16 protein-coding genes are annotated in these 24589 nt (G+C 62.5%); 13 read left to right on the forward strand and 3 right to left on the reverse strand.

Annotated elements, in window-relative coordinates:
* Positions 1–3: 3 nt before the first annotated feature.
* Complete coding sequence (locus ESZ00_RS06425; RefSeq protein WP_129207300.1) at positions 4–1284, forward strand: glycosyltransferase; 1281 nt, start codon at positions 4–6, stop codon at positions 1282–1284.
* Between the two features lie 85 nt (positions 1285–1369).
* Here ESZ00_RS06425 and ESZ00_RS06430 read toward each other — a convergent pair whose 3' ends face one another.
* Positions 1370–1570, reverse strand: coding sequence for a cold-shock protein (locus ESZ00_RS06430; RefSeq protein ID WP_129207301.1), 201 nt, complete (start codon positions 1568–1570; stop codon positions 1370–1372).
* Positions 1571–1882: 312 nt separating this feature from the next.
* Here ESZ00_RS06430 and ESZ00_RS06435 point away from each other — a divergent pair, with 312 nt between their 5' ends.
* From ESZ00_RS06435 to ESZ00_RS06485, 11 genes are all read left to right on the forward strand, one after another.
* Positions 1883–3169, forward strand: coding sequence for a pyridoxal phosphate-dependent decarboxylase family protein (locus ESZ00_RS06435; protein ID WP_229740997.1), 1287 nt, complete (start codon positions 1883–1885; stop codon positions 3167–3169).
* Positions 3170–3181: 12 nt separating this feature from the next.
* The gene (locus ESZ00_RS06440) at positions 3182–4114 is read left to right on the forward strand and encodes a hypothetical protein (protein ID WP_129207302.1); all 933 of its coding nucleotides are present in this window, start codon (positions 3182–3184) and stop codon (positions 4112–4114) included.
* 148 nt (positions 4115–4262) lie between these two features.
* Positions 4263–5420 (forward strand): galactokinase, encoded by a 1158-nt coding sequence (gene galK / locus ESZ00_RS06445; RefSeq protein WP_129207303.1) that lies wholly within the window; start codon positions 4263–4265, stop codon positions 5418–5420.
* Positions 5421–5794: 374 nt separating this feature from the next.
* Complete coding sequence (glgP, locus tag ESZ00_RS06450; protein WP_204520159.1) at positions 5795–7564, forward strand: alpha-glucan family phosphorylase; 1770 nt, start codon at positions 5795–5797, stop codon at positions 7562–7564.
* Between the two features lie 126 nt (positions 7565–7690).
* Complete coding sequence (locus ESZ00_RS06455; protein WP_129207304.1) at positions 7691–9148, forward strand: UbiA family prenyltransferase; 1458 nt, start codon at positions 7691–7693, stop codon at positions 9146–9148.
* A 54-nt stretch (positions 9149–9202) separates the two neighbouring features.
* Positions 9203–10537 (forward strand): FAD-binding oxidoreductase, encoded by a 1335-nt coding sequence (locus tag ESZ00_RS06460; RefSeq protein ID WP_129207305.1) that lies wholly within the window; start codon positions 9203–9205, stop codon positions 10535–10537.
* Positions 10530–11294 carry an SDR family oxidoreductase gene (locus tag ESZ00_RS06465; protein ID WP_129207306.1) on the forward strand — a complete coding sequence of 255 codons (765 nt, stop codon included), beginning with the start codon at positions 10530–10532 and terminating at the stop codon, positions 11292–11294. Before ESZ00_RS06460 ends, ESZ00_RS06465 begins: the two co-directional genes overlap by 8 nt.
* Positions 11295–11804: 510 nt before the next feature.
* Positions 11805–15083: an efflux RND transporter permease subunit gene (locus tag ESZ00_RS06470; RefSeq protein WP_129207307.1), complete on the forward strand. Its 3279-nt coding sequence runs from the start codon at positions 11805–11807 to the stop codon at positions 15081–15083.
* Entirely contained in the window at positions 15080–16303 is a 1224-nt protein-coding gene (locus tag ESZ00_RS06475; protein WP_129207308.1) for an efflux RND transporter periplasmic adaptor subunit, read from the forward strand. Before ESZ00_RS06470 ends, ESZ00_RS06475 begins: the two co-directional genes overlap by 4 nt.
* 1 nt (position 16304) lies before the next feature.
* Positions 16305–17777 (forward strand): efflux transporter outer membrane subunit, encoded by a 1473-nt coding sequence (locus ESZ00_RS06480; protein ID WP_129207309.1) that lies wholly within the window; start codon positions 16305–16307, stop codon positions 17775–17777.
* A gap of 234 nt (positions 17778–18011) precedes the next feature.
* Positions 18012–19496 (forward strand): DUF6798 domain-containing protein, encoded by a 1485-nt coding sequence (locus ESZ00_RS06485; RefSeq protein WP_129207310.1) that lies wholly within the window; start codon positions 18012–18014, stop codon positions 19494–19496.
* 87 nt (positions 19497–19583) lie between these two features.
* Here ESZ00_RS06485 and ESZ00_RS06490 read toward each other — a convergent pair whose 3' ends face one another.
* Complete coding sequence (locus ESZ00_RS06490) at positions 19584–20483, reverse strand: Ig-like domain repeat protein (protein ID WP_129207311.1); 900 nt, start codon at positions 20481–20483, stop codon at positions 19584–19586.
* 230 nt (positions 20484–20713) lie between these two features.
* Positions 20714–21589 (reverse strand): hypothetical protein, encoded by an 876-nt coding sequence (locus ESZ00_RS06495; RefSeq protein ID WP_129207312.1) that lies wholly within the window; start codon positions 21587–21589, stop codon positions 20714–20716.
* 180 nt (positions 21590–21769) lie between these two features.
* Between ESZ00_RS06495 and ESZ00_RS06500 the strand changes: the two genes are divergently transcribed.
* On the forward strand, positions 21770–24472 hold the full coding sequence (locus ESZ00_RS06500) for a glycosyl hydrolase family 28-related protein (protein ID WP_164981372.1): 2703 nt from the start codon (positions 21770–21772) through the stop codon (positions 24470–24472).
* The last annotated feature ends 117 nt before the right edge of the window (positions 24473–24589 follow it).

Consider the following 24589-nt stretch of genomic DNA (forward strand, 5'->3'; position numbering starts at 1 on the left):
CGAATGAGAATCGTCTTCTCGACCTTCGGGACCTTCGGTGACATCAACCCGCTGGTAGCGCTCAGTCTCGAGCTCAAGCGTCGCGGCCACACTCCGGTGCTGGCCGTGCCTGCCATGTTCCGCGAAAAGATCGAACCGCTGGGCATCGGCTTCGCGCCGGTGCGGCCCGACCAGGATCCGCAGGACAAGCGGATGGTTGAGATGATCTGGGACATCAAAAAGGGCACCGAGCGCGGGCTGCGCGAGTTTCTCTTCCCCTCGATCCGCGAAAGCTACCAGGACCTGCTGGCGGCCGTGCGCGCCGAGGGCGGAGCGGATCTCCTCATCACCGGAGAGCTGGCCTATGCCGGGCCCATCGTCGCCGAGGTCACTGGCATTCCGTGGGCGTCGTACGTGCTGGCGCCGCTCTCGTTCTTCTCAGGTTACGATCCGCCGGTACTGCCACCCTATCCGACGCTGGCCAAGGTCCAGTCGGCGATTCCGGCGGTAGGCCATGCGATTCCCCGTTTTGCCCGCGTCGTCACACGGCGCTGGCCCAAGCCGATCTACGAATTGCGCCGGGAGCTGGGACTCGACCGGGGACCGGACCCGATCTTCGATGCCAAGTTCTCACCTTCGCTCACGTTGGCGATGTTCTCGCGCGTGCTGGGTGACCCGCAGCCGGACTGGCCGGCACACACCGAGATTACGGGTTTCGCCTTTTACGACGGGGATGCCGGCAACACCAGCCTGCCACCCGCGCTCGAAGCGTTTCTTGCCGCCGGGCCTCCTCCGCTGGTCTTCACGCTCGGCTCAGCGGCGGTGATGGCCGCGGGCGATTTCTATGAAGTGAGCACGCGGGTGGCGCAGCAGCTGGGCATGCGGGCCGTGCTGCTTACGGGCAGCGATCCGGCGAACCGGCCCAAGCAGCAACTGCCGCCGGAGATCACGATTGCAACTTACGCGCCGTACTCGCAGCTCTTTCCGCGCACCTCGGCCATCATCCACCAGGGCGGTGTGGGCACGACGGCGCAGGCGCTGCGCGCGGGCCGGCCAATGCTGGTGATGCCCTACAGCCATGACCAGCCGGACAATGCGCGGCGGGTGCGGCAGTTGGGCGTGGCACGAGTGATCCGCCGGCAGGACTACACGGCGGAGGCTGCCGCACGGCACATCCGCATCCTGCTCGAAGACACGAGTTATGCCGAGCGCGCCATCGAGGTAGCGCGGCAGGTCAACCAGGAAGACGGCGTCCGCTCCGCCTGCGATGCACTGGAGCGCCTTGCACGGAAGCTGAGTACCTAAAAGCGATAAGGCGAGCCTGGGCTCGCCTTATCGCTCGGTCCAGCTCAATCTTGCCTGCTAACCGTGTATCCACTGTCGCGTCAATTTAGAGAGGCTGGACGTCCGCTGCCTGCCAGCCCTTCGGCCCCTTCACGACGTTGAACTGCACGGCCTGACCTTCCTGCAGACTCTTGAAGCCATTCGAGTTAATGGCAGAGTAGTGCACGAAGACATCTTCCCCATTCTGGCGGGAGATGAAGCCGTAGCCCTTGGCGTCGTTAAACCACTTCACAGTACCTTGTTCCATTTGATGCTTATTCCTGGAGTGAATTGCGCTGGAGTGAATCGGAGCCAAAGACAGTGGTCATGCAACTTGGACAGGACTACTCTCGACCGGTTCGAAACTAACGCGCCCCCAGTGTAGCAGAGAACGCAAGAGTGCCCGGAAAATCTTAACCGCATGTAAAAACGCTTATTTCCTGTATTGCGACAGACTTGGCGCCCCTGTCCCTGGTCCAATCTGCGGCATTTCCTTATCCTGTTCCCTGTCATGCCGCCGTCCTCTCTGCTGCCTCTGCTCACCGATGCCCTCCCGCATTTCGCCCGGGCTTTCGCTTCCATGCCGGACACCTCCCTCGACTCGGGCACCCGCGCCGGCGATCTCGACGCCATGGCATCCGTGCTCGCCGAAGCCGCGGCACGCATGGGCGACAACTATCCTTACTTCCATCCGCTCTACGCAGGGCAAATGCTGAAGCCGCCGCATCCGGTAGCACGCGCAGCCTATGCGCTGGCCATGTTCGTGAACCCGAACAACCATGCGCTCGATGGAGGCCGGGCCAGCTCGGCCATGGAGATCGAGGCAGTGCGCGAGATTGCGGCCATGTTCGGATGGCAGCAGCATCTGGGCCACCTGACCAGCGGCGGCACCTTCGCCAACCTCGAAGCGCTGTGGGTAGCCGGACAGCTTGCCCCGGGCAAGGCCGTCGCCGCATCCGCACAGGCGCACTACACGCACAGCCGCATCAGCGGGGTGCTGAAGCTGCCCTTTATATCCGTTGCCGCCGATGCTCACGGACGGATGGATATGGCCGCACTGGAAGCGGCGCTGGCTGAGGGAACGATCGGAACCGTGGTGGCGACACTGGGAACCACGGCCCTGGGAGCAGTCGATCCGCTGGAGAAGATCCTCGCACTGCGCGAGCGCTATGGCTTCCGCCTCCATGTGGATGCAGCCTACGGCGGTTACTTCACGCTGGCCTCGAATCTCGCCCCGGAAGCTGCGCGCGCCTTCTCTCTGATCGGGGAGGCGGATTCGATCGTCATCGATCCGCACAAGCATGGGCTGCAGCCTTATGGGTGCGGTTCGATCCTCTTTCGCGATCCCACGGTCGGCCGCTTCTACAAGCATGATTCGCCTTATACCTACTTCACCTCCGGCGAACTCCATCTTGGAGAGATATCGCTCGAGTGCTCGCGTGCGGGGGCCTCGGCAGTAGCACTCTGGGCGACGCAGCGGCTGCTGCCGCTCATACGCGGCGGCGATTTCGCACAGGGGCTTGAAGCCTCGCGGCGTGCAGCGCTCGATCTGCATCGACGGCTGAGCGCCGATGCGCGCTTCGTAACAGGTCCGCGCCCGGAGCTGGATATTGTGGTCTGGGCAGTACGGGCTGAATCGCTCGAAGCAGCCTCACAGCGCGCGCAGCAGGTTTTCGACCGCGCGGCGCAACAGGACTTACACCTCGCTCTGGTACAGTTGCCGGTAGCCTTCTTCGGCCCGGATGCCTTTCCCGGCGCCTCGGCTACCGATACTGTGACCTGCCTGCGCTCCGTGCTGATGAAGCCCGAGCATGAAGCATGGCTCCCCGCAATCTGGCAGCGCCTGGACGCCGCCGCCAACCGATAAGAGGCATCCCCCTTGGCCCAGAAAGACCCCGCACTCAGAACGCTGACGCTGCAATCGGATACATTCTCCGCAACCCTCTACCCGGCCCTGGGCGGGAAGATCGGCCAGCTCCAGAAAGATGGCGTCGAGCTGTTGCAGCAGCCGCTCAAGCCTTACGCGCTGCGCGATCTGGCCATGGGCTTCGAGGAGAGCGACGCAAGCGGCATCGATGAATGCCTGCCCTCGGTCGCGGAGTGCATCCTGCCGGACGGTGTCTTCGTGCCCGACCACGGGGAATATTGGCGGCTGCCCTGCGAAGTCACGGCCTCCACGGCAACCTCTGCAACGCTGAGCGCTACGGGATCGGTGTTGCCGCTGCGCTTCGATCGCACCTTCACCCTTACGGCGAACGAGCTGCGCATCGCGTACCGCGTCGAGAATGTGACCTCGCAGCCGCTGCCCTGGGCCTGGTGCGCGCATCCTCTTTATACGGTCGATGCCGGAGACGTGCTGACCCTGCCGGAGTCTGTTTCAGAAGTGCGGCTGGAAGGATCGGGAGGCGGACGGCTGGGCACTTCGGGTACAAAGCTCAACTGGCCGGAGGCGACGCTGACGGACGGCAGCACAACGCGGCTCGATGTAGCGGCTCCCGAGACCAGTGGCTACGGAGACAAGCTCTTCACCGCGGCACCGGCCGAAGGCTGGTGCCGCATTGAGCGCAAACAGCACGGCATCACATTGCAGATCGAGTTCGATCCGCAACTGACTCCCTGGCTCGGACTGTGGCTCTGCTATGGCGGCTGGCCGGAGGGTGCGGCGAATCGGCAGAATGCCATCGCCATCGAACCCTGCACCGCACCGATGGACTCACTGGCCCAGGCGATGGAAACAGGCTACGGACGGACTCTGGCTCCGGGCGAAGCGGCAAGCTGGTGGATGAGCATCCGCGTGCGAAGCGGCTCTTAAAAAGAAGCATGATTCCCACGTCTCAGAATCGAGGCGTAGGCACCCGGCAGCCACAGCTTGCGCCACTCCGACGGAAGTCGGAAGCGAGGCTCCGACAGCTCCGGTAGTATTAGGTAGGTTTTCTCAGAGTTCCCGAGAGGCAGCTAAAATGCTCGATGTAAACGGTACCAGAGACGCGCACTTCCACGCCTTCCAGCAGACCCCGGCACTTTTCCTGGCGCCAGGCCGAGTCAATCTCATCGGCGAGCATACGGATTACGCAGAAGGCTTCGTCATGCCGGCGGCCATCGACTTCGCGACCATCGCCGCCATCTCCCCGCGCACGGACGGGCAGGTGGTCATCGCCTCGCAGAACTTCCAGGAAACCGTCGCGCATCCTCTCAACCAGCTGCCCGCCAGGGCCCAGCACCACTGGAGCGATTACCCGCTGGGCGTGCTGGCCATCCTGCGCGGCCAGGGCATCGAAGTCCCGGCCTTCAGCCTGACGTTGAATGGCGATGTACCGGTGGGCGCGGGCCTCAGCTCTTCGGCCTCGGTAGAGGTCGCTACGATCAGCGCGCTGCTCCACATGGCAGGCAAGGAGATCCCGCTGCCGCAGATGGCGCGCCTTTGCCAGCGCGCAGAGAACGAATTTGTCGGCGCTTCGACCGGCATCATGGACCAGTTCATCGCCTGCTGCGGCGCGGAGAACCACGCCCTGCTGCTCGACTGCCGCTCGCTGGCCTATAAGCTCGCGCCGATTCCCGCGGACGTCGCCATCGTCATCTCGAACACCATGGTGAAGCATTCGCATGCCGGAGGCGAGTACAACACGCGCCGCGCCGAAGTGGAAGAAGCAACGCGGGTGATCGCCAGCCATCGGCCCGAAGTCCGCTTCCTGCGCGATGCCACGGTCGAAGACCTGCAGAAGTGGGGAAGCGAGATGTCGCCCGACGCGCTCAAGCGCGCCCGCCACATTATTACGGAGAACACCCGGACCGAAGCAGCGGCGGCGGCACTCGAAGCAGGCGATCTGAAGACGCTGGGACGGTTGATGTACGAGGCGCACGCCAGCTACCGCGATGACTTCGAAGCCAGCTGTCCGGAAGCCGACATCCTGGTGGATCTGGCGTCCCAGGAAGCCGGCTGCATCGGCGCACGGCTGACCGGCGGCGGCTTTGGTGGCTGCACGGTCAACCTGGTGGAGCAGGCGCACGCGGACACCTTTATCGAGCACCTGCGTGAGGGCTATCACCGGGCGACAGGCATTGCGGCAGATATCTACCGCTGTCACGCCTCAGCGGGCGTGCACCGGATCGAAGGGTAGCAGCTGCGCGTAGCGGCAATACGCCTTCGGCCGCTCCCGCTCGTCACACCCCGGACAATCCCCACCCAGGCCTGTGCCTGGGTGGGGATTGTCCGCAGGAATTCAAAGCGAAAGTAACGCGAAAGTCGTACCTTCCTTACATCTCCGTACTCTGCTTTTCTCTCGGGTTTCCAACCTCCGCTTGCTAGAATCTGGCTACCGGAGCTGGCCATCGCACGTGGAAAAATGGCCAGCATTCCCCGGCGCCGGCGTTAGCGCTGGCGAAACCACGCGGGCCCCTTGGTCATTTGCTGGATGCGCGTTTCCCCCTTTGAGGGCTCTGGTAAACCTTTCCAAGACGCGCCCCTACTCTGTTCGCGGAGACACCTTCCCACATGCGATTCAATCCATTGCAGCAAATGACGGAACTGGCATCGGCTCAGGAACGCAGCGTCGTCGCCTATTTTTCGATGGAAATTGCCGTCGATCCCTCCATGCCGACCTATAGCGGCGGCCTCGGCGTACTGGCCGGCGACACCCTGCGCTCTGCCGCCGATCTGAGCCTGCCGCTGGTAGCCCTGACCCTGGCCCATCGCAAGGGCTACTTTCGGCAGCATCTTGACGCAAACGGCATCCAGACCGAAGAGACTCAGCCCTGGGATATCGAATCCCAGCTCACCGCGGAGAAGCCGACGGTCACCATCGTTGTCGAAGGACGGCCGGTCACCATCCGCGCCTGGCGGCACGACGTCATCGGCGTCACCGGCCACACCATCCCCATCTACTTCCTCGACACCAATCTCGAACGCAACGATCCCCGTGATCGCATTCTCACCGACCACCTCTACGGCGGCGACGGCGACTATCGCCTGCGTCAAGAGGCGGTGCTCGGCATCGGCGGCGCCCGGATGCTCGAAGCGCTGGACTACCGGCCGATCGTGTACCACATGAATGAAGGCCACGCGGCACTGCTGACCATCGCGCTGCTGGAAAAGCAGCTCTTCGGCTCGCCCCTGGACAGCGCCGACGAGTCGACTGTCGAAGCGGTACGCCGCCGCTGTGTCTTCACTACGCATACGCCGGTACCTGCCGGCCACGACCGCTTCTCCGCGGATCAGTCGAACCGCATCCTGGGACCGGAGCGGACGCATACCTTCGAGCGGTTGGGCTGCTTCCATGATGGGCTGCTGAACATGACCTACATCGCGCTGCGCTTCGCACGTTACGTGAATGGCGTCGCCATGCAGCACGGCAAGGTCTCACGCGCCATGTTCCCCGAGTACCGGATCGACGCGATCACCAACGGCGTGCATGCGGCGACATGGACCTCGCCTGCCATTCAGGCTGCCTTCGACCGGCATATGCCGCGCTGGCGGCAGGACAATATCTCGCTGCGCTACGCCATCGATATCCCCGAAGAAGAGATCGAGCAGGCGCACCGCGAGTCGAAGCTCGCGCTGATCGAAGCAGTGAAGGAACGCACCGGTGTGCAGCTGCGGCCGGAGATCTTCACCATCGGCTTTGCGCGACGCGCGGCCACGTACAAGCGCTGCGACCTGCTCTTCACCGAGCCGGAACGGCTGGTAAAGATGGCGCATGAGCACGGCGGCCTGCAGGTAATCTACAGCGGCAAGGCGCATCCGGCCGACGAGCCAGGCAAGGCCAAAATCCGGCGGGTGATTGAACTCGCGAAGGAGCTGGACAACGCCGATCTGACCATCGTCTATCTGGAAAACTACGAGTGGCAGCTCGGCGCGCTGCTGACCGGTGGCGTGGACCTGTGGCTGAACACGCCCAAGCGTCCGTATGAGGCTTCGGGCACCAGCGGCATGAAGGCAGCGCTGAACGGCGTGCCGAGCCTGAGCATTCTCGACGGCTGGTGGATCGAAGGCTGGATCGAGGGGGTGACCGGCTGGGCGATCGCCGACCACGACACCGATGAGGGCGAGGCCGCTTCGCTCTATGAGCACCTGGAACAGGTGATTCTGCCGCTCTATTACACCGATCAGAACCAGTGGAAGCGGATTATGCGTTCGACCATTGCGCTCAATGGCTCATACTTTAATACGCAGCGCATGATCGAACAGTACATACTGAATGCATACTTCCCCGAACACCGGAGAGACCACTCCGCCGCTGCGCTGGAACCGATTCTCGCGCAGTAGGCGGCTTCAGCTCAGTGAAGAGGGCCGATGCTGTCACGATCGGCCCATTCGCTCAATCCCAAGCGAGAGCGGACCCTCTTGCCGTACGGGCTGGCCGGGCTGGTTGTTGCACTCAAGGAGAGTTGCATGGTATCGCAGGCCGTGGCCCCCGATAAAACCGTCATCGCATCTCAACGTGCCCTATGTGTCGATCTCGACGGCACGCTGGTCAAGAGCGACACACTCATCGACTCCCTGCTATTGCTGGCCCGCACCTACCCACTGAAGGCGTTGCAATCTCCTTTGTGGATCTCAGGAGGTAAGGCCGCGCTCAAGGCCCGCGTCGGCGCACTGGTGCAACTCGACCCGGCGCATCTGCCTTACAATCGCCAGCTGCTTGAGTACCTGACGGAGCAACACAACGAGGGGCGCAAGCTCTACCTGACGACCGGAGCTGACGCCACGCTGGCGCAGCGCATCGCCGATCACCTTGGCATCTTCGAAGAGGTACTGGCCAGCGACGGCGCAACCAATCTGACCGGGCATAACAAGCTCGAGAGCCTGCAGCGCCGCTTTGCCGAAGGCTTCGACTACATCGGCAATGCGCGGCCCGACCTGACACTCCTGCAGCACTCCGGCGAACCGATGGTTGCCAATCCCGATCGCGCCCTGCGTGGCCTGCTGAACCGGCATAAGGTTACCGTAGCCCGCCAGTTCGACGATCGCGCCCCCATCGGCAAAATTCTGTTCAAGACCATACGCCTGCACCAGTGGGCGAAGAATGTGCTCATCTTTGTGCCCTTGCTGCTGGCGCACATCCTGAGCCTGCGGCTGTTCTCCCAGGCACTGGTGGCTTTTCTGAGCTTCAGCCTCTGCGCCTCGGCGACCTATATCGTCAATGACCTGCTGGATATCGAGGCAGACCGGCGGCATCCGAAGAAGCGGCGGCGCCCTTTCGCCTCGGGCGACCTTTCGCCGAAGACAGGCGTGCTCATCTCGGTGACCTTCCTGGCCATGGCCTTTGCCGGCGCAGCCTGGCTGCCCATCGGCTTCCTCGGCTGGCTGCTGACATACCTGGTGACGACCCTCGCCTACTCGCTGCATCTCAAGCGCGTTGTGCTGATTGACGTCGTGCTGCTCAGCGGTCTTTACACACTGCGTATGCTCGCGGGCGGCGCGGCCACCAGTGTCACCTTCTCGCCCTGGCTTGCGGCGCTCTCCGTCTTCCTTTTCCTCTCGCTGGCCATGGTGAAGCGTTTCAGCGAGCTCCAGAATGTGCGGGCAAGCGGCAATGCACTCTCGAACGGGCGCGGCTACCTGCTTGCGGACATCGAGCAGCTGCGCTCCTTCGGCACAGCCAGCGCCTATGCAGCAGTGGTAGTCTTCGCACTCTACATCAACAGCCCGGACATCATGGACCTCTATCACCACCCCACGCGGATGTGGCTGATGACGCCGCTGATGATCCTGTGGCTGAGCCGCGTCTGGCTGCTGGCCTCGCGCGGCGAACTGGACGAAGACCCGGTGATCTTTGCCGTAACGGACAAGATGAGCCTGCTGATCGGCGCATGCATCGCGGTGATCGCCGTACTGGCCGCAATTTAGCTCGGCGCCACTCTCCGTGTAACCTCGAACCAGGAGCATTGCTCTCCCACATCTATGGCTAAATCGAAACCCAAGCCCAGTTTTGAAAGCTGGGGCCGCTATCCCCGTCTCGATGCCAAACTCGTGCCGCTGCACTGGCGTGGCGACTTTCCCCTGCGCAAAGCAGCGGATGGTCCTATGCTGCCCGTAGGCGCTGGCCGCAGCTATGGCGACGTCTGCCTCCTCGAAGGCGGCACACTGCTGCACACCCGCGGCATGGACCGGCTGATCGCCTTCGATCCGCAGAGCGGCCTGCTGCGCTGCGAAGCCGGCATCACACTGGCAGAGATCCTCGATTTCGCCGTGCCGCGCGGCTTTTTCCTGCCAGTAACGCCAGGCACAAAGTATGTAACCGTGGGTGGAGCAATTGCCAATGACATTCATGGTAAGAACCATCACTCTGCCGGCAGCTTCGGCTGCCATGTGCCACGCTTCGAACTGGTGCGCTCAGACGGCACGCGCATCCTGTGCAGTCCGACGGAAAATGCCGAGTGGTTCCGCGCCACTGTCGGCGGTATGGGGCTGACCGGCCTCATCACCTGGGCCGAAATCCGCCTGCGTCCGATCGTCTCGCGGATGATCGACTACCAGGGCGACAAGTTCGTCGGCCTGGACGAGTTTTTCACGCTCGCCAACAGCGCGAAGACCGAGTACACGGTGGCCTGGATCGACTGCGTCTCCACTGGCAGGAACTTCGCGCGCGGCATTTTCATGCACGGTGAGCATGCGACCATCCCCGGCTCGCTCAAGAAGAGCAAGGAGCCCTGGCTGACCTTCCCCATCGATCTGCCGGAGATTGCGCTGAACAAGTTTTCGATGGCCGCCTTCAACACCGCCTACTACAACAAGCAGCTCAAGAAGCAGCAGAAGGCGGTTGTCGACTACGAGCCGTATTTCTACCCTCTGGATTCCGTACTGCAATGGAACAAGATGTACGGCAAGGCCGGGCTGCTGCAGTTCCAGAACGTCATTCCCTTCGAAGCCGGCAAGGAAGGCATGGCGGAGATCCTGAAGGCCATCACGCGCTCAGGACTGGCCTCATTCCTCGCGGTCATCAAGTTCTTCGGCGATATTCCCTCGCCGGGCATGATGAGCTTTCCGGCGCCGGGCGTGATGCTGGCGCTCGACTTTCCCATCCGCCATGAGGTGAGCTTCGATCTCCTCGACCGTCTTGCGGCCATCACCCTCGACTACGGCGGCCGCATGTACTCGGCCAAGGACGCGCGCATGACCGCTGCCCAGTACCAGACGTTCTATCCGAACTGGCAGGCGTTCCTGCCCTATATCGATCCCGCCTTCGACTCGGCCTTCTGGCAACGCGTCACGGGACGGAGGGCAATCGATGCCTAAAGCTGCTGCCCATCCCATGCCGACGCGCATTCTCTGCCTGGGCGCCACTTCGGCGATTGCCGAGGCCACGCTGCGTATCTTTGCCGAACGTGGTGCCAGCCTTTTCCTGGTTGCGCGCAGTGCGGAAAAACTCGAAGCCGTAGCCGCCGATCTCCGCACCCGGGGCGCAGCGGCCGTCGCTACCCACGTCATGGACCTCGATGACACGGCCGCGCACCCCGCCATGCTCACTTCCGCGTCGCTGAACCTCGGCACGATCGAGATGGCGCTGCTGGCACACGGCACACTGGGCGATCAGCCAGAGGCCGAGGTAAGCTATCCAGCGGCAGAGGCCATTCTCGGCACAAACTTCCTGGCCCCGGTGTCCTTGATTACCTGGCTGGCGAACTACTTCGAGCAGTCGAAGCAGGGCACACTGGCAGTCATTTCGTCGGTAGCCGGCGACCGCGGCCGCAAGAGCAATTACGTGTATGGCTCGGCCAAGGGCGCGCTGAGCCTCTTCCTCGACGGCGTGCGCAATCGCATCGACCGGGCCGGAGTTCAGGTGCTGACCATCAAGCCGGGGTTCGTAGCCACGCCGATGACCGCGCATCTACCGCGCTCTCCGCTATTTGCCTCACCAGACACTATCGCGCGCGGCATCGTGCAGGCGGTTGAAAAGCGAAAGGACGTTGTCTACCTGCCCGCTTTCTGGGCATTGATCATGTTCATCATTCGCAGCATTCCCGGACGCATCTTCAAAAAACTCAATCTCTAGGGCTCTGGGTCAGAAGAAACTCCCAGGGCCATCTCCTCAGCCCTGGCGGAAATGTTCCGCATCTCTTATAGCCATCCGCGCATCCCATTCCCGTGCCTGCACGGGCAACGTGCCTTCATCTTCTATGGATGCAGGCACAGGCGTCTTTCCCCATGGCTGCTTCGTCTAGTTGTATTTTGATGCTGAACGCTCCCGGAGCCTTCTTACCGTAACCATCCGGCTTCGGGTCCGTTGTTTTCGCTGGCGTCCTCTGCAAGACATTGCCTGTCTTTGCGTGGTTACAATACGCTGGCTTGCATCGCGAACGTACTGGAAGGCAGCCCCATGGAGAGTGCGCTCTTGTGTATTCCGGCCCTCTCAGTGGAAATGCCTGTCCAAGGTACAGAGTCCCTCGCGGACGAGAGAATGGCTGCCGCCGGCAAACGCGCCACGGTCCCGGACTCAGACCTCCGCCTCACTGTTCCCGGATTCGTTCACACGGATTCGTTGAAACGGAGCCGCTGAAACGATATGTGGATTGTTCGCCTCGCGCTACGACGGCCGTATACCTTTGCTGTCCTTGCGCTTCTGCTGATGATTCTCGGGCCGCTGGCGGTGTTCAACACGCCCACGGATATTTTTCCGAACATCAATATCCCGGTCGTCTCCATCGTGTGGCAGTACACCGGCCTTTCGGCCGAACAGATGGCCAACCGGATCATCTACCAGAACGAGCGCTCGCTGACGACAACGGTAAACAACATCGAGCACATCGAGTCGAACTCGATGTACGGCATTGGCGTGGTGAAGGTCTACTTCCAGCCGAGCGTCGAGATCTCATCGGCGGTCGCGCAGATCACCGCCATCTGCCAGACGCAGCTCAAGCAGCTCCCGCCGGGCACCACGCCGCCGCTCATCCTGCAGTATTCAGCTTCGAGCGTGCCCATCCTGCAGCTCGGCCTCTCCGGACAGGGACTCAGCGAACAGCAGCTGAACGACTTCGGCCTCAACTTCATCCGTACGCAGCTGGTCACCATCCCCGGCACGGGCATTCCGTATCCCTACGGCGGCAAACAGCGCCAGGTGCAGGTGGACATCAACCCGCAGGCAATGCAGGCCAAGGGCATCACTCCGGCGGACGTGGTGACGGCGCTGGGCAGCCAGAACATCATCGAGCCCTCCGGCACATTAAAGGTCGGCACCTTTGAATACCAGATCGAGACCAACAGCTCACCAGAGACGATCCAGGAGCTGAACGATATCCCGATCCGCTCGGTGAACGGCGCGATGGTCTACATGCACGACATCGGCCATGTGCGCGACGGCTTCCCGCCGCAGACCAATATCGTGCGCGTCGATGGGCAGAGGGCCACGCTGCTCTCGGTGATCAAGACGGGCAACTCGTCCACGCTGGACATCGTGAAGGGCATTCGCGGGAAGCTCAAGGAGATCGAGCCGCAATTCCCGCCTTCGCTCAAGATCAAGCTGCTCGGCGACCAGTCGATCTTCGTGCGCGCCTCGATCGACGGCGTGGTGAGGGAGGCGCTGATCGCGGCCTGCCTCACGGCGGTGATGATCCTGCTGTTCCTCGGCAGTTGGCGTTCGACGCTGATCATCGCGGTATCCATCCCGCTTTCGATCCTCTCCTCTCTGCTGGTGCTCTCGGCACTGGGCGAGACCATCAACATCATGACGCTGGGTGGCCTGGCACTGGCTGTCGGCATCCTGGTCGACGACGCGACGGTCGAGATCGAGAACATCAACCGCAACCTCGAAGAAGGCAAAGCGATCGAGCAGGCCATCCTCGACGGCGCGGCGCAAATCGCGGTCCCGGCGCTGGTGGCGACCATCTCGATCTGCATCGTCTTCGTGCCCATGTTCTTTCTGAGCGGCGTGGCCCGCTACCTCTTCGTACCGCTGGCCGAGGCGGTCTGCTTCGCCATGCTGGCCAGCTACCTCCTCTCGCGTACGGTTGTGCCCACCATGGCCAAGTATCTGCTGAAGGAGCACGACGAACATGAGGTCGAGCAGAAAGCCAGGAGCCGCAACCCCCTGGTCCGCTTCCAGCTCGGCTTCGAGCACTACTTCGAGAAGCTGCGCCGTGGCTACTACCGCATCCTCGAGCTGTGCCTCACGCACTCGACGGTTTTCCTGCTCTTTTTCCTGGCCTTTGCCATCATCTCCTCCGCGGCGCTTTATCCCTTCCTTGGCGAGGACTTCTTCCCTTCGGTCGACAGCGGGCAGTTCGAGTTCCATGTCCGCGCCCAGACCGGCACGCGTATCGAGGACATGGCTGATCTCTGCGACCAGGTCGACCGCACGATTCGCGAGGTGGTTCCAGAGGATGAACTCATCACCATCATCGACAACATCGGCCTGCCCTACTCCGGCATCAATACCTCGTATTCGAACGATGCAACCATTGGACCGGCCGATGCCGACATCTCCGTCTCGCTGACCGAGAATCATCATCCGACCGACGCCTATGTGCAGAAACTGCGCACCATCCTCAACCAGCGCTTCCCCGGCACGACCTTCTATACCCTGCCGGTGGACATGACGACGCAGATCCTGAACTTCGGGCTTCCGGCCCCGATCGACATTCAGATCGTGGGCAAGGACCTGGCCGGGAACCGCCAGGTGGCCGAGCAGCTGATTAACCAGATCAAGCAGGTACCGGGGACCGCCGATCTGCGCATCCAGCAGCCCTTCAACCTGCCCGTGCTGACCGTGGATGTAAACCGCACCAAGGCCATGCAGCTCGGACTCCAGCAGTCGAACATAGCCAGCAGCCTGCTGGCGGCTACGGCCGGCAGCTTCCAGACCTCGCCCAACTTCTGGATGGATCCGAAGACTGGCGTCAGCTACCAGATCGCGGTGCAGGCCCCGCAGTACCTCCTGGACTCGATGCAGGACCTTGAAAACATCCCGATCGTCGGCGCATCGACGAATTCAGCCTCGCCGGCTCCGCAACCAAACGGCGTGATCCAGAGCTCGACGACGGCGCCGATCGCCGCGAACCCGGGCCAGCTGCTGAGCAACGTGGCCAATATCACGCCGGGCATGGAACAGGCCACGGTGACGCACTACAACATCGCACCGGTGCTCGATATCTACGGCAACGTCGTGAATACCGACCTGAAGAGCGTTGATAACGGCATCGAGAAGATACTTGCCACTGAAAAAGGCAAGCTGCCGCGCGGCTCGGCAATCGTGGTCCGCGGACAGGTACAGACCATGAAGAGCTCGTTCATCGGCCTGATCAGCGGACTGGTCTTCTCCATCCTGCTCGTTTACCTGCTCATCGTGGTGAATTTCCAATCCTGGCTGGACCCGTTCATCATTATCTCGGGTTTACCGGCAGCGATTGCAGGCATCGTCTGGTTTCTCTTCCTCACGCATACCCGGATCAGCGTGCCGGCGCTGACCGGCGCGATCATGTGCATGGGCGTGGCGACTTCGAACTCGATCCTGGTCATCAGCTTTGCCCGCGAGCAGCTGGAAGAGACGGTGGGCGACGCCAGGGAGGCAGCGCTCAGCGCAGGCTTTACGCGCTTCCGGCCGGTGATCATGACGGCGCTGGCGATGATTATCGGCATGGTGCCCATGGCGCTGGGACTGGGCGACGGCGGCGAACAGAATGCTCCGCTGGGCCGTGCCGTGATCGGCGGCCTGCTCTTTGCCACCATCTCAACTCTCTTCTTCGTACCTACCTTCTTCAGCGTCCTGCATGGCCGCGCGGAGAGAAAAAAGCGCGAGCGTGAAGCCCGCCACCATTCCATGAAGCCTGCGACGGAGAACCTGTCATGAATCAACCTGCGAATGCTTCAGAAAATTCCCGTCCCCCGCTTTCCGGCGGCAAGGCGCTGCTGCTGCTCTTTGTTCTTCTCGTCGTGGCCGCAGTTCTGGCGGTAACGGGCGTCATCCCGCGTCTGCGCGCCCGCAGCGAGCTGCAGACGCAGACCACCCAGCTGGCCACGCCGACGGTCATCGTCGATGCACCGATACAGGGCTCGCCTGTCCAGGAACTGGTGCTGCCGGGCAACATGCAGGCGTATACCGACTCTTCCATCTATGCCCGTACCAACGGCTACCTGAAGAAGTGGAACTTCGACATTGGCGCACATGTCCGCAAGGGACAGCTGCTCGCCGTCATCGAGAGCCCGGAAATCGATCAGCAGCTGGCGCAGGCCAAAGCCGATCTAGCCACGGCCGAGGCAAACGCCAAGAACGCGAAAATCCAGTCGGCTCGCTACCAGGACCTGCTCAAAGCCAATGCCGTCTCCGCGCAGGATACAGACACCTATACCACACAGGAGAAATCGACCGGCACGCAGGTGGAGTCGGCCGCGGCCAACGTGCAGCACTATGAGCAACTGGTGGGCTTTGAGAACGTCTATGCGCCCTTTGACGGCACGGTCACGCTGCGTAATGTCGATATCGGCTCGCTGATCAACGAGGGAGCAGGCACGACCGCCGGCAGCGAGCTCTTCCATCTTTCCGACGAGCATGTGCTGCGCGTATATGTGAACGTGCCGCAGGTCTACTCGGTGGCCGTACAGCCAGGCGTAACGGCAACCCTGACGCTCGGCGAGTTCCCCGGGCGTACATTCACCGGCAACGTGGTGCGGACAGCGCGCGCCATTGACCTGACGACACGCACACTGCTGGTGGAAGTCGATGTCAACAACCCCAAGGGCGAGCTCTACCCGGGTGCTTATGCTCAGGTGCATTTCAAGATTCCGACCACCCGGCCATCCCTGGTCGTCCCCGTTTCGGCGCTGATGTTTCGCTCTGAAGGCCTGCGCGTCGGCATCGTGCAGAACAACAAGGCCAGGCTGGTACCCGTCACCATCGGCCAGGATGACGGCAAAACAGCCGCGATCATCGAAGGACTGAATGCGGACGATGCAGTAGTGCAGAATCCTCCGGATTCGCTGATCGACGGCGAGACCGTGCAGGTGAAGCAACTGAAGAAGAGCGCGCCGGAGCCGCCTGACTCCGGGAACGCACAGGGGGGCGGCAAGTAGCATGCGCATCTCCACATCCCTGCATCCTCGCAGCCTGCTTGCGGCTGCCAGCCTGGCGCTGGCAGCCCTGGCCGGCTGCACTGTAGGTCCGAATTACCAGCGGCCTGCGACGCCTCCGGCTCCGGCCGCTTACAAGGAAACACCTCCACCGAATCCGCCGGGCGGCGACTGGAAACAGGCTGCGCCTTCAGATGCCATCGCACGCGGCAAGTGGTGGGAGATCTATGGCGATACGCAGCTGAACGGTCTCGAAGAAAAGGTCGCGGTTTCAAACCAGACCCTCAAGGCAGCCTACGAGCAGTATCAGCAGGCCCGCGAGCAGGTGCGCGTGGCCCGCGCCGCCTACTATCCGACGCTCAGCGCCGGACCTTCGGTCTCGCGCACCAGGGAGTCCTACCACACGCCGAATACGCAACCCGGCACGACGAACTATCAGTACAACACTCTCGCGATCGAAGGGCAGGCGTCCTGGGAGCCGGACCTCTGGGGGCAGGTGCGGCGAACGGTCGAAGAACAGCGGGCAAACGCGCAGGCTTCGGCAGCCGATCTGGCCAATACAGAGCTGAGCCTGCGCTCCGAGCTGGCCACGGACTACTTCGAGCTGCGCGGACTGGATTCGCAGAAGCGGCTGCTCGATAACACGGTGAGCACCGATACGGACTATCTGCATCTCACCCAGGTCCGCTTTAAGGGCGGCGTAGCGACGGATGTGGATGTTGCGCAGGCACAGACACAGCTCGACACCGTAAAGGCCCAGGACATCGACATCGGCGTGGCACGCTCGCAGTATGAGCACGCCATCGCTACCCTGGTCGGCGTATCGGCTTCGAACTTCTCGCTGCCCTTCTCACCGCTGGATCTCACCCTGCCGGTGATTCCGCCCGGAGTGCCATCGGAGCTGCTCGAGCGGAGGCCGGATATCTCCGCCGCGGAGCGGCGCACAGACTCCGCCAACGCGCAGATCGGCATCGCGATCTCGGCTTACTATCCGACCATCCAGCTGGGCGGGACAGGCGGCTTTGAGAGCACCCGTCCAGGCAACTGGCTGCAGGGACCGAGCGCGCTCTGGTCGCTGGGAGGCTCAGCCACGGAGCTTCTCTTCGATGCCGGACGACGCCACGCGCTGACCAACCAGGCACGGGATGCGTACGAGCAGCAGACGGCAAATTACCGCCAGACGGTTCTGACGGCCTTTCAGGAGGTCGAGGACAACCTCGCGGCACTGCGTGTCTTAAACGATGAGTCCAACGCACAGGCCCGGGCAGTCGATTCGGCGCGACATTCGCTGGCCCTGAGCACCAACCGCTACAAAGGCGGTGTGACGACCTACCTGGAGGTACTGACGGCGCAGACCACGCAGCTCAGCAACGAGCGTACCCAGGCCGATATTGTGACCCGTCAGTTCACCGCCAGCGTCGGCCTGATCAAGGCTATCGGCGGCGGCTGGAATACTTCGCAGCTGCCCAGCTTCTAAAAGCTGGCCGTACAAAGAGTCCCGGCTTCCCATCGAAGCCGGGACTCTTTCTTTTTCACAGGACCTTTCAACGCCCTTTCGTCTAAGAAAGAGCCTTCCGATCCAGCTTCGCTTCGGAGTCCAGGTCAGGGCGTATGATTTTATTTTCACCGGGCCGCCTTGACTTCTTTTCTGACCGCTTCCGTAGCTACTCCCACGACCGCCGTCCATTCCCGGCCCTCATTCTCTACCAGCGTGCTCCGCTCCCGTAGCGCCACCGCAGTCGGTATTCTCCTGCTCACGCTTGCGGTCCTGCTCATCCATGGCTGGCATCCGTACGTCGATGATGCGGGCATCTACGATGCGGGCATTCTCCGCCTGCTGCACCATGGCCTGTACCGTGTCGACGCGCCCTTTGTCACGGCCCACACCAGGCTTTCCATCTTCGCCCACCTGCTCGCCGCAGTTGCCGCCTTGACGCACCTTCCGCTTCCAGTCCTGCTGCTGGCGACGCACCTGGGCTCCATCGCTCTCTTCCTGCTTGCCTGCCACGCAGTGGCCTCCTGCCTCTTCCTTCGCCCTGCTGAGGTCTGGTGCGCCACAACGCTGGCCGCTGCCTGCTTCACGCTGCCCATCGCCGGCACGGCACTGTTCCTGATGGACCCATACGTCACGGCACGTTCGCTGTCGACACCGCTCAGCCTCTTCGCCACGGCGGCCGTGCTCGAGCAACGCTGGCTGCGTACGGCTTTGCTGCTGGTTGCAGCGATAACCCTGCATCCGCTGATGGGGCTTTATGCAACAGCAGTCCTGGCCTTTCTCGCGCTCATGGAACTTGGCTTTCCGCGAGCGGCGCTGCTGCTCTCCATCGAATACCTCGCCGGCGCGCTGATCCTCTTCCTCGCCGGGCTGCGCAGTCATGCTTCTGCGGCCTATTCCGAAGCCGTGCACAGCCGCAGTTATCTCCTGCTGAGCCGCTGGGAGCCCTGGGAGTGGCTGGGGCTGCTGGCGCCGATGCTGCTTTTCCTGCTCGCCTCGCGTCATCCGCGCAACCGGAGCAGGGTCCGCCGCCTGTGCGCTTCGGCCGCACTCGCCGCCGCTACCTTCCTGGTTATCAGCATGCTCTTTGTCCACCCGGTGGGATCGATGCTGCTGGTCCGCCTGCAGCCGCTGCGCAGCTTTCATCTGCTCTATGCGCTTGGCGTCCTGCTCTTGGGAGGATGGCTGGGGCGCATCAGTTTTTCGTCGAAGCATGGCTTCAAAGCACAGGTGACAGCCTGTGCCTTGCTCGCGGTGCTGGGCTCAATCTTTTACCTCGTGCAGCGCAACTCCACTCCGTTTTCGGCTCATATCGAATGGCCGGGGACGACAGAGCACAATCCCTGGCAGCAGACCTTCACCTGGATCTCCCGCAATACGCCATCCGACGCGGTCTTTGCCTCCGACCCCGATCTTGTCCTGCTTCCCGGAGAGGATGCGCAGGGTTTCCGCGCCAGCACGCAGCGCAGCCTTCTTGCCGATTACAAGGATGAGGGCGTGGTCGTCGTATTCCCGGATCTTGCCGACGCATGGCATCGCCAGTATGAGGCGCAGGAGGGTATTGAGCGCATGACAGATACGCAGCGCCTCACCCGCCTGCGCCCCTTTGGCGTACAGTGGCTGCTGCTTCCCGTCCGCGCCCATACCAGCTTCGACTGCCCCTATCGCAACATCGCGGCACAGGTTTGCAGACTGCCCTGAGAGAAATTGCCTTTCACGCCAAAAGCGAAGCCCCGGAGATTCCGGGGCTTCGCTTTGCATGTCCTGACGGATTTCGCTTACAGCGAATTACTTCACGGTCAGCGTGATATCGATCGTGTGGCTGGTCACGCTGCTGCCGTTGTTGCCGTAAGCCGCAATCGCAATCGTGTAGGTGCCAGCTGCGGTACCGCCGGTGGGCGATGGGCCCTTGTTCAGGTAGGCATACCGCGTCGAGCAGGCGCTCATGCCGAACGAACCCGCCACGAGCAGAGCCAGCACGCCCATCATGCGGAAGACGCCGGCATTCCGGCGGCGCAGCGCACCCAGACCGGCCAGAGCCAGAATCCCAGGACCGGCCAGAGCCCAGGCCACACGCTTGCCATCAGCCGGAGCGGCCAGACGGGAAAGATTTCCCGAAGCCGAGGTGGTCTGAATCTGCAGCGTGCTGGTGACCGCGTTTCCGTTGGTCGGCGTCACCGTGGTAGGGCTGAAGGTGCAGGTCGTGGTCGCAGGATTACCCGAGCAGGAAAGGGTCACCAGCTCCGAAAAACCATTCTCGGGAGTAATGGTGATCGTGCTGGAAACATAATCGCCCGGACTTGTCGAAAGCGACGAGGGACTCGCCGTGACCGTGAAGTCGGGGGTCGTCGAATCATCGTCCGGAGTCGCCGAAATTGCTTCCGAGGAGACAGCCGCGCCGGTAGCGTCGTGGTAGACAGCGGTGACGCTGTTCACCTTCGCAGGCAGGCTATCGACCTTCAGTGAGGCTTCGCCATCGGTAACGACAGCCGAGCCCAACGATCCCTTCGATGTCTCAAAGCTGACGGTTCCACCGGACACGGTGCTGCCGGAAACATCGGCCACCCGCGCGGTGTACACCAGCTGGGACTTGCCGCTGTCATCGGTTTGCCGCGCCGAAGAGACCTGAAGCCGCGTTTCGGCCTGCGCCAGCGCGCTCGCGCCAAGACCCATTCCGGTTGAGATCATCCATGCCGCCAAAGCCAGGCCCGCGTGCCGCATTCCGGTTCGCGCGCAGTTGCTACGCCTCAACCACTGCAAATTCATTCTTCGGATTCTCAGTTCTCTCAAGAAACATTCCGGCCGACAGACGCCTGCGCCAGATTCTCATTGTATCTGACGCGATGCGACTTCCGGACTGGGATGAGGCGGCCACACCAATCCTTTCCCCGGCGGCCGCCCTGAGACTTAGACTCTCCTCAACGCAGTTCGATGGGACCGGCAAGACGAAAAGTCATGACTGTCTCGGCCGGAATCTTGATATCCCGGTTTCCAGTGAAGGCTGCGCCCAGGGTTCCGGCGCCTCCGCCTGCCAATCCGCCCACCAGGAGACCGACACCCCCGGTCGCCACACCGCCTACCAGCATGCCCAGGCCTGCGCCTCCGCCGATAAAGGCCGCAGAGCGTTTGCCCTTGCCTTTCTTAGTGCGCACATAACGCCGGGTATCGATGGAATAGTGATGCCCGTTCACATCCAGACCCACCAGCGTCAGCTCCAGCACGGAGCGCCCTTTGAAATGCCCGCGACGGTGAGCCTCGAGAATTTCCCCGCTGGCCAGAGAACCGGCCGGAATCACCGTGGCTCCATCGACCACCACCGGTTCGGCGATCGTGCCATGGAAGCGGTCACCGGCATGGGAATGCTTTACATCGATAGTCTGGTCGAGGCGGATGCGAAGCGGGGTTCCGGCCGCGACTCGCACGACGGCCGGAGCCGGAGGTGGCGGAGGTGGCTGCTGCTCCGCTACGGCAGAATTCGCGGGGGCTGGACCCGGGGAAGCAGGAGCCGGAGAGGCTGGCTGGCTCGCCTGCGGGGCTGCGCCGGAAGCTGCCGTTGCCGAACCCTGAGCTGCAGAGCCAGGCGTTGCAGAGCCCGGAGTCGCAGAGCCCGGAGTCGCCGCCGGTGCGAGGGAATTGCTCGCCTCCTGCTGAGCTACAGAATTCTGGGCCGCGCCGGTAGGCTGGGCGGGACTATTCTTCGCCGCATCCTGTTTGTGGCAGCCCGCCAGAATCAGCAGCGCCGCCAATACAACGCTTCCCCCTCCAAATGCCGCCTTCGACCTTGTTGAGAACATGCTTTCGTCTCCTTTTTCTTTCAACGCAACAATTTGATGCCGAAGTGCCCCCCTTGAGCCGCCCGAATGCCGGTCTTCCACCGGCCAGAGGCAGGAAACCGCAGGCGATGGAAAAGACACCTTTTCTCTTGCCTGTGTTCGCCCCGAACGGCATCTACACTGGGCATGAGGTCCCACCCCATGCCATTCCGCCGATTGGCCATCCTCGTTTTCCTGTGCTTTTCCGCCTCTCTTGCCTCTCTGTCCGCGCAGACCGCTCCGGTTCAGGTCCAGGCGCGCATGGCCCAGGCCCAGATTCAGCCTCAGGCTGTCCCCGAGGCTCCGGTAAGCAAGTTTCCCCGCGTGGATGTGCTGTACCGCGACTTCTCATCCTCCTGCCCGAATGCAGCCGACCCCACCGGGACACAGGACTCGACCTGCGCACTGCAGGCGGCGATTGACTATGCGGACTCACAGACCATCGGTGGTCAGGTGGCCTCTCTCTATTTCCCCGCGGGGAGCTATCGCATCTCGAAGAGCCTGCGCCTGCCTTGCGACCTGCAGGTACTCACGGACGGCCCGACGGCCTCGGCGATCACCCTGGCGCCGGGCGTGCGCACCAACGCAATCACCGTCTATCCGCCAGCACACAGCATCTCGGATGAATTTCTATGCGCAGGCGGCATCGACGGCCTGATGATCGCAGGCAGCGGTCACGAGAATACGGGTACGCTGCTGGAGCTGATCAATGCCTCGGGCTACCGGCTGAACGATGTGAAGCTCTACAACGGCGGGGGACGCGGCCTGGCGCTGCTCGGCTCCTCGGAGCGCATCGAATCGCACAATCTCCAGATCGATGCGGTGCGCTGGCCCATTGTGATGACGGTCAACGCGAACGAGGATCACTTCTACAAGACCAATATCGACGGACCGGGAGTCACGGCCGACGGCTACTGCTTCAATGTGAACTGCGTGGATGGCCGCTTCCCAGCAGCCAATGCCGGCAGCCCCACCCCCATTCGTCCAGACCCCCATGGCGCGGTCTGGATGGAGGGAGTCAATGTCGGCTTCTATGGCGGATCGATCAAATCGCTCGAATACCAGCCCGCCTTCCATATCGTCGTCGCGCAGTCGAATACGATTGCCAATTTCTACTTCGAGAACTTTCCCGATCATGACCGGCCGAACATCAACTCTTCTGTCATTGTCGGAGGCGTCTATCCCTCAACCAAGCTGACTTCACCGCTGAACGGCAATTCCGCTTCCGTCGAGGACACAAGCTGGTTTCCGGACTACGCCAGCGATCCTGCCGATGTGCAGAAATATCTCGCCAACGCCTGCTATGAGCAGGACTGGATTATGCCGGCGGACTTTGCGTGGGGAGATAGCTCTCCGTCCTCGGCCGTGCCCGGAGTGGCTCGCGACCAGTATGAAAAAGTGTGCATGGCGGGGATGGCCGGCGACGGCCACATGTATCTCACCCAGCGCCACATCAGCAGCGGAGCCTTCGCTTCGACCGCGCCCGCGGGCATCAACTGGCCGGCAGGCTCCATCGTGCACATGATCAACAGCACGCTGGCCTATGGCAGCGGAGTGACCCTGCTCTCGAATCACTTTGGAGCGCTGCTTCCCGGCGGAAGCGGATATGCGGCCCAGTGCAACGATAACGGCCCGAATACCTGCGGCAATATCATCGCCGGCGTCATTCCTGACGGATATTTCTTCAGCGCCAGCAGCCGCGCCGCCGCACCTGCCGGGACGCCCCCGGCCAGCCTCACGCTGATTGCCAATTCGTTGTGGCCTGGCAACCAGGAATCTCTGGGCACCGGCTATATCAAGGTTCATTCCCGGGCATACATCACCATCCTCGGCGCCCCTCCGGCCATACCGCTGCATCTGCAGACAGACTCGGTGCTGCATGGGGCAGAAACCTCTTCGGACGTTCTGCCCGTGGTGCATGCCGTGCAGTACGCCAATGGAACCTCCGCGCAGGTCGTACTCTCACGCCCGGATGCCGGCTCCTGGATCGACACCTATCACGGTTTCTACGAGCAGGCGGTCTCCACCAATGATCCGTCCATGGGCTCGAACCCCGGCATCGGTTCAGCAAATGGACACCAGTTTGCGAACTCCTCCTGCTGGTTCGACACCGGCACGACGCAGAGCCCGCATGCCGCGCACCGCTTCTGCCTCACGGGCAGTCCCGGGCCATCTGCCGGATGGGAGTTTGACACTTGGAATGGGAAGACCTGGGTGAGCACCTTCTCCGTAACCGATGAAAACGGGCAGGGGCGCATCCGGTTGAACGGAAGCCTGGTGCTCGGCGCGTCCAATGCCAAAATCAGCGGCGTGAGCGGCGATGCCTCGACGCTGGCGACCGTAAAGGGGCCGCTGACACCGGGCCATCTCGTCATGGTGGATGCGAATGGCAACCTGCGCGACGGAGGACTGCCGCAACAGGGCAGCTCGAATATCGATACGCTGCCCAGCGGCTTCGGGGGCGGCGGTGGGCAAGCCTTTGCCTCGACCGCTCCTGCGCATCCGGTTACAGCCTGCAGTTTCGACCGCGACGGATTGACCGCGCCGCTGGAAAACCAGCCCGTCTGCATCGTGCCGCACACAGGAACCTACGAGATCACGCTGAACGGACGAGCCTCGACGATGGGCAGCTCGGGAAATCTCAACGCGGTGCGCGTATCGGTAGCGACATCGCCGGGCGCCGGCGTGCAGAGCTGCGCCACCGATGCGGCAGTGCGTCTAACAACCGGCTCGATGCAGCAGTTTGCCGGGCCCTGCACGTTGCACATCGAGGCAGGACAGCCGGTGACGGTTTCGACCGAGACATCGGGCATCGCAGGCAACGCCGCGTATGGTGTCTCCGTGCTGATGAAGCAGGTGCAGTAGGCTCAGGGCTGCTGCGCGCAGGGCGATCCGCCTTCGGGGACTGACCGTCCCCGGCCTTACGCCTTCGGCCTCCGCTCCCTCTGGTCGCGATCCAGGGCTCAGATAGAAGTGTCCTGC

Origin of the sequence: Silvibacterium dinghuense, assembly GCF_004123295.1 — a bacterium.
Classification (GTDB): domain Bacteria; phylum Acidobacteriota; class Terriglobia; order Terriglobales; family Acidobacteriaceae; genus Silvibacterium; species Silvibacterium dinghuense.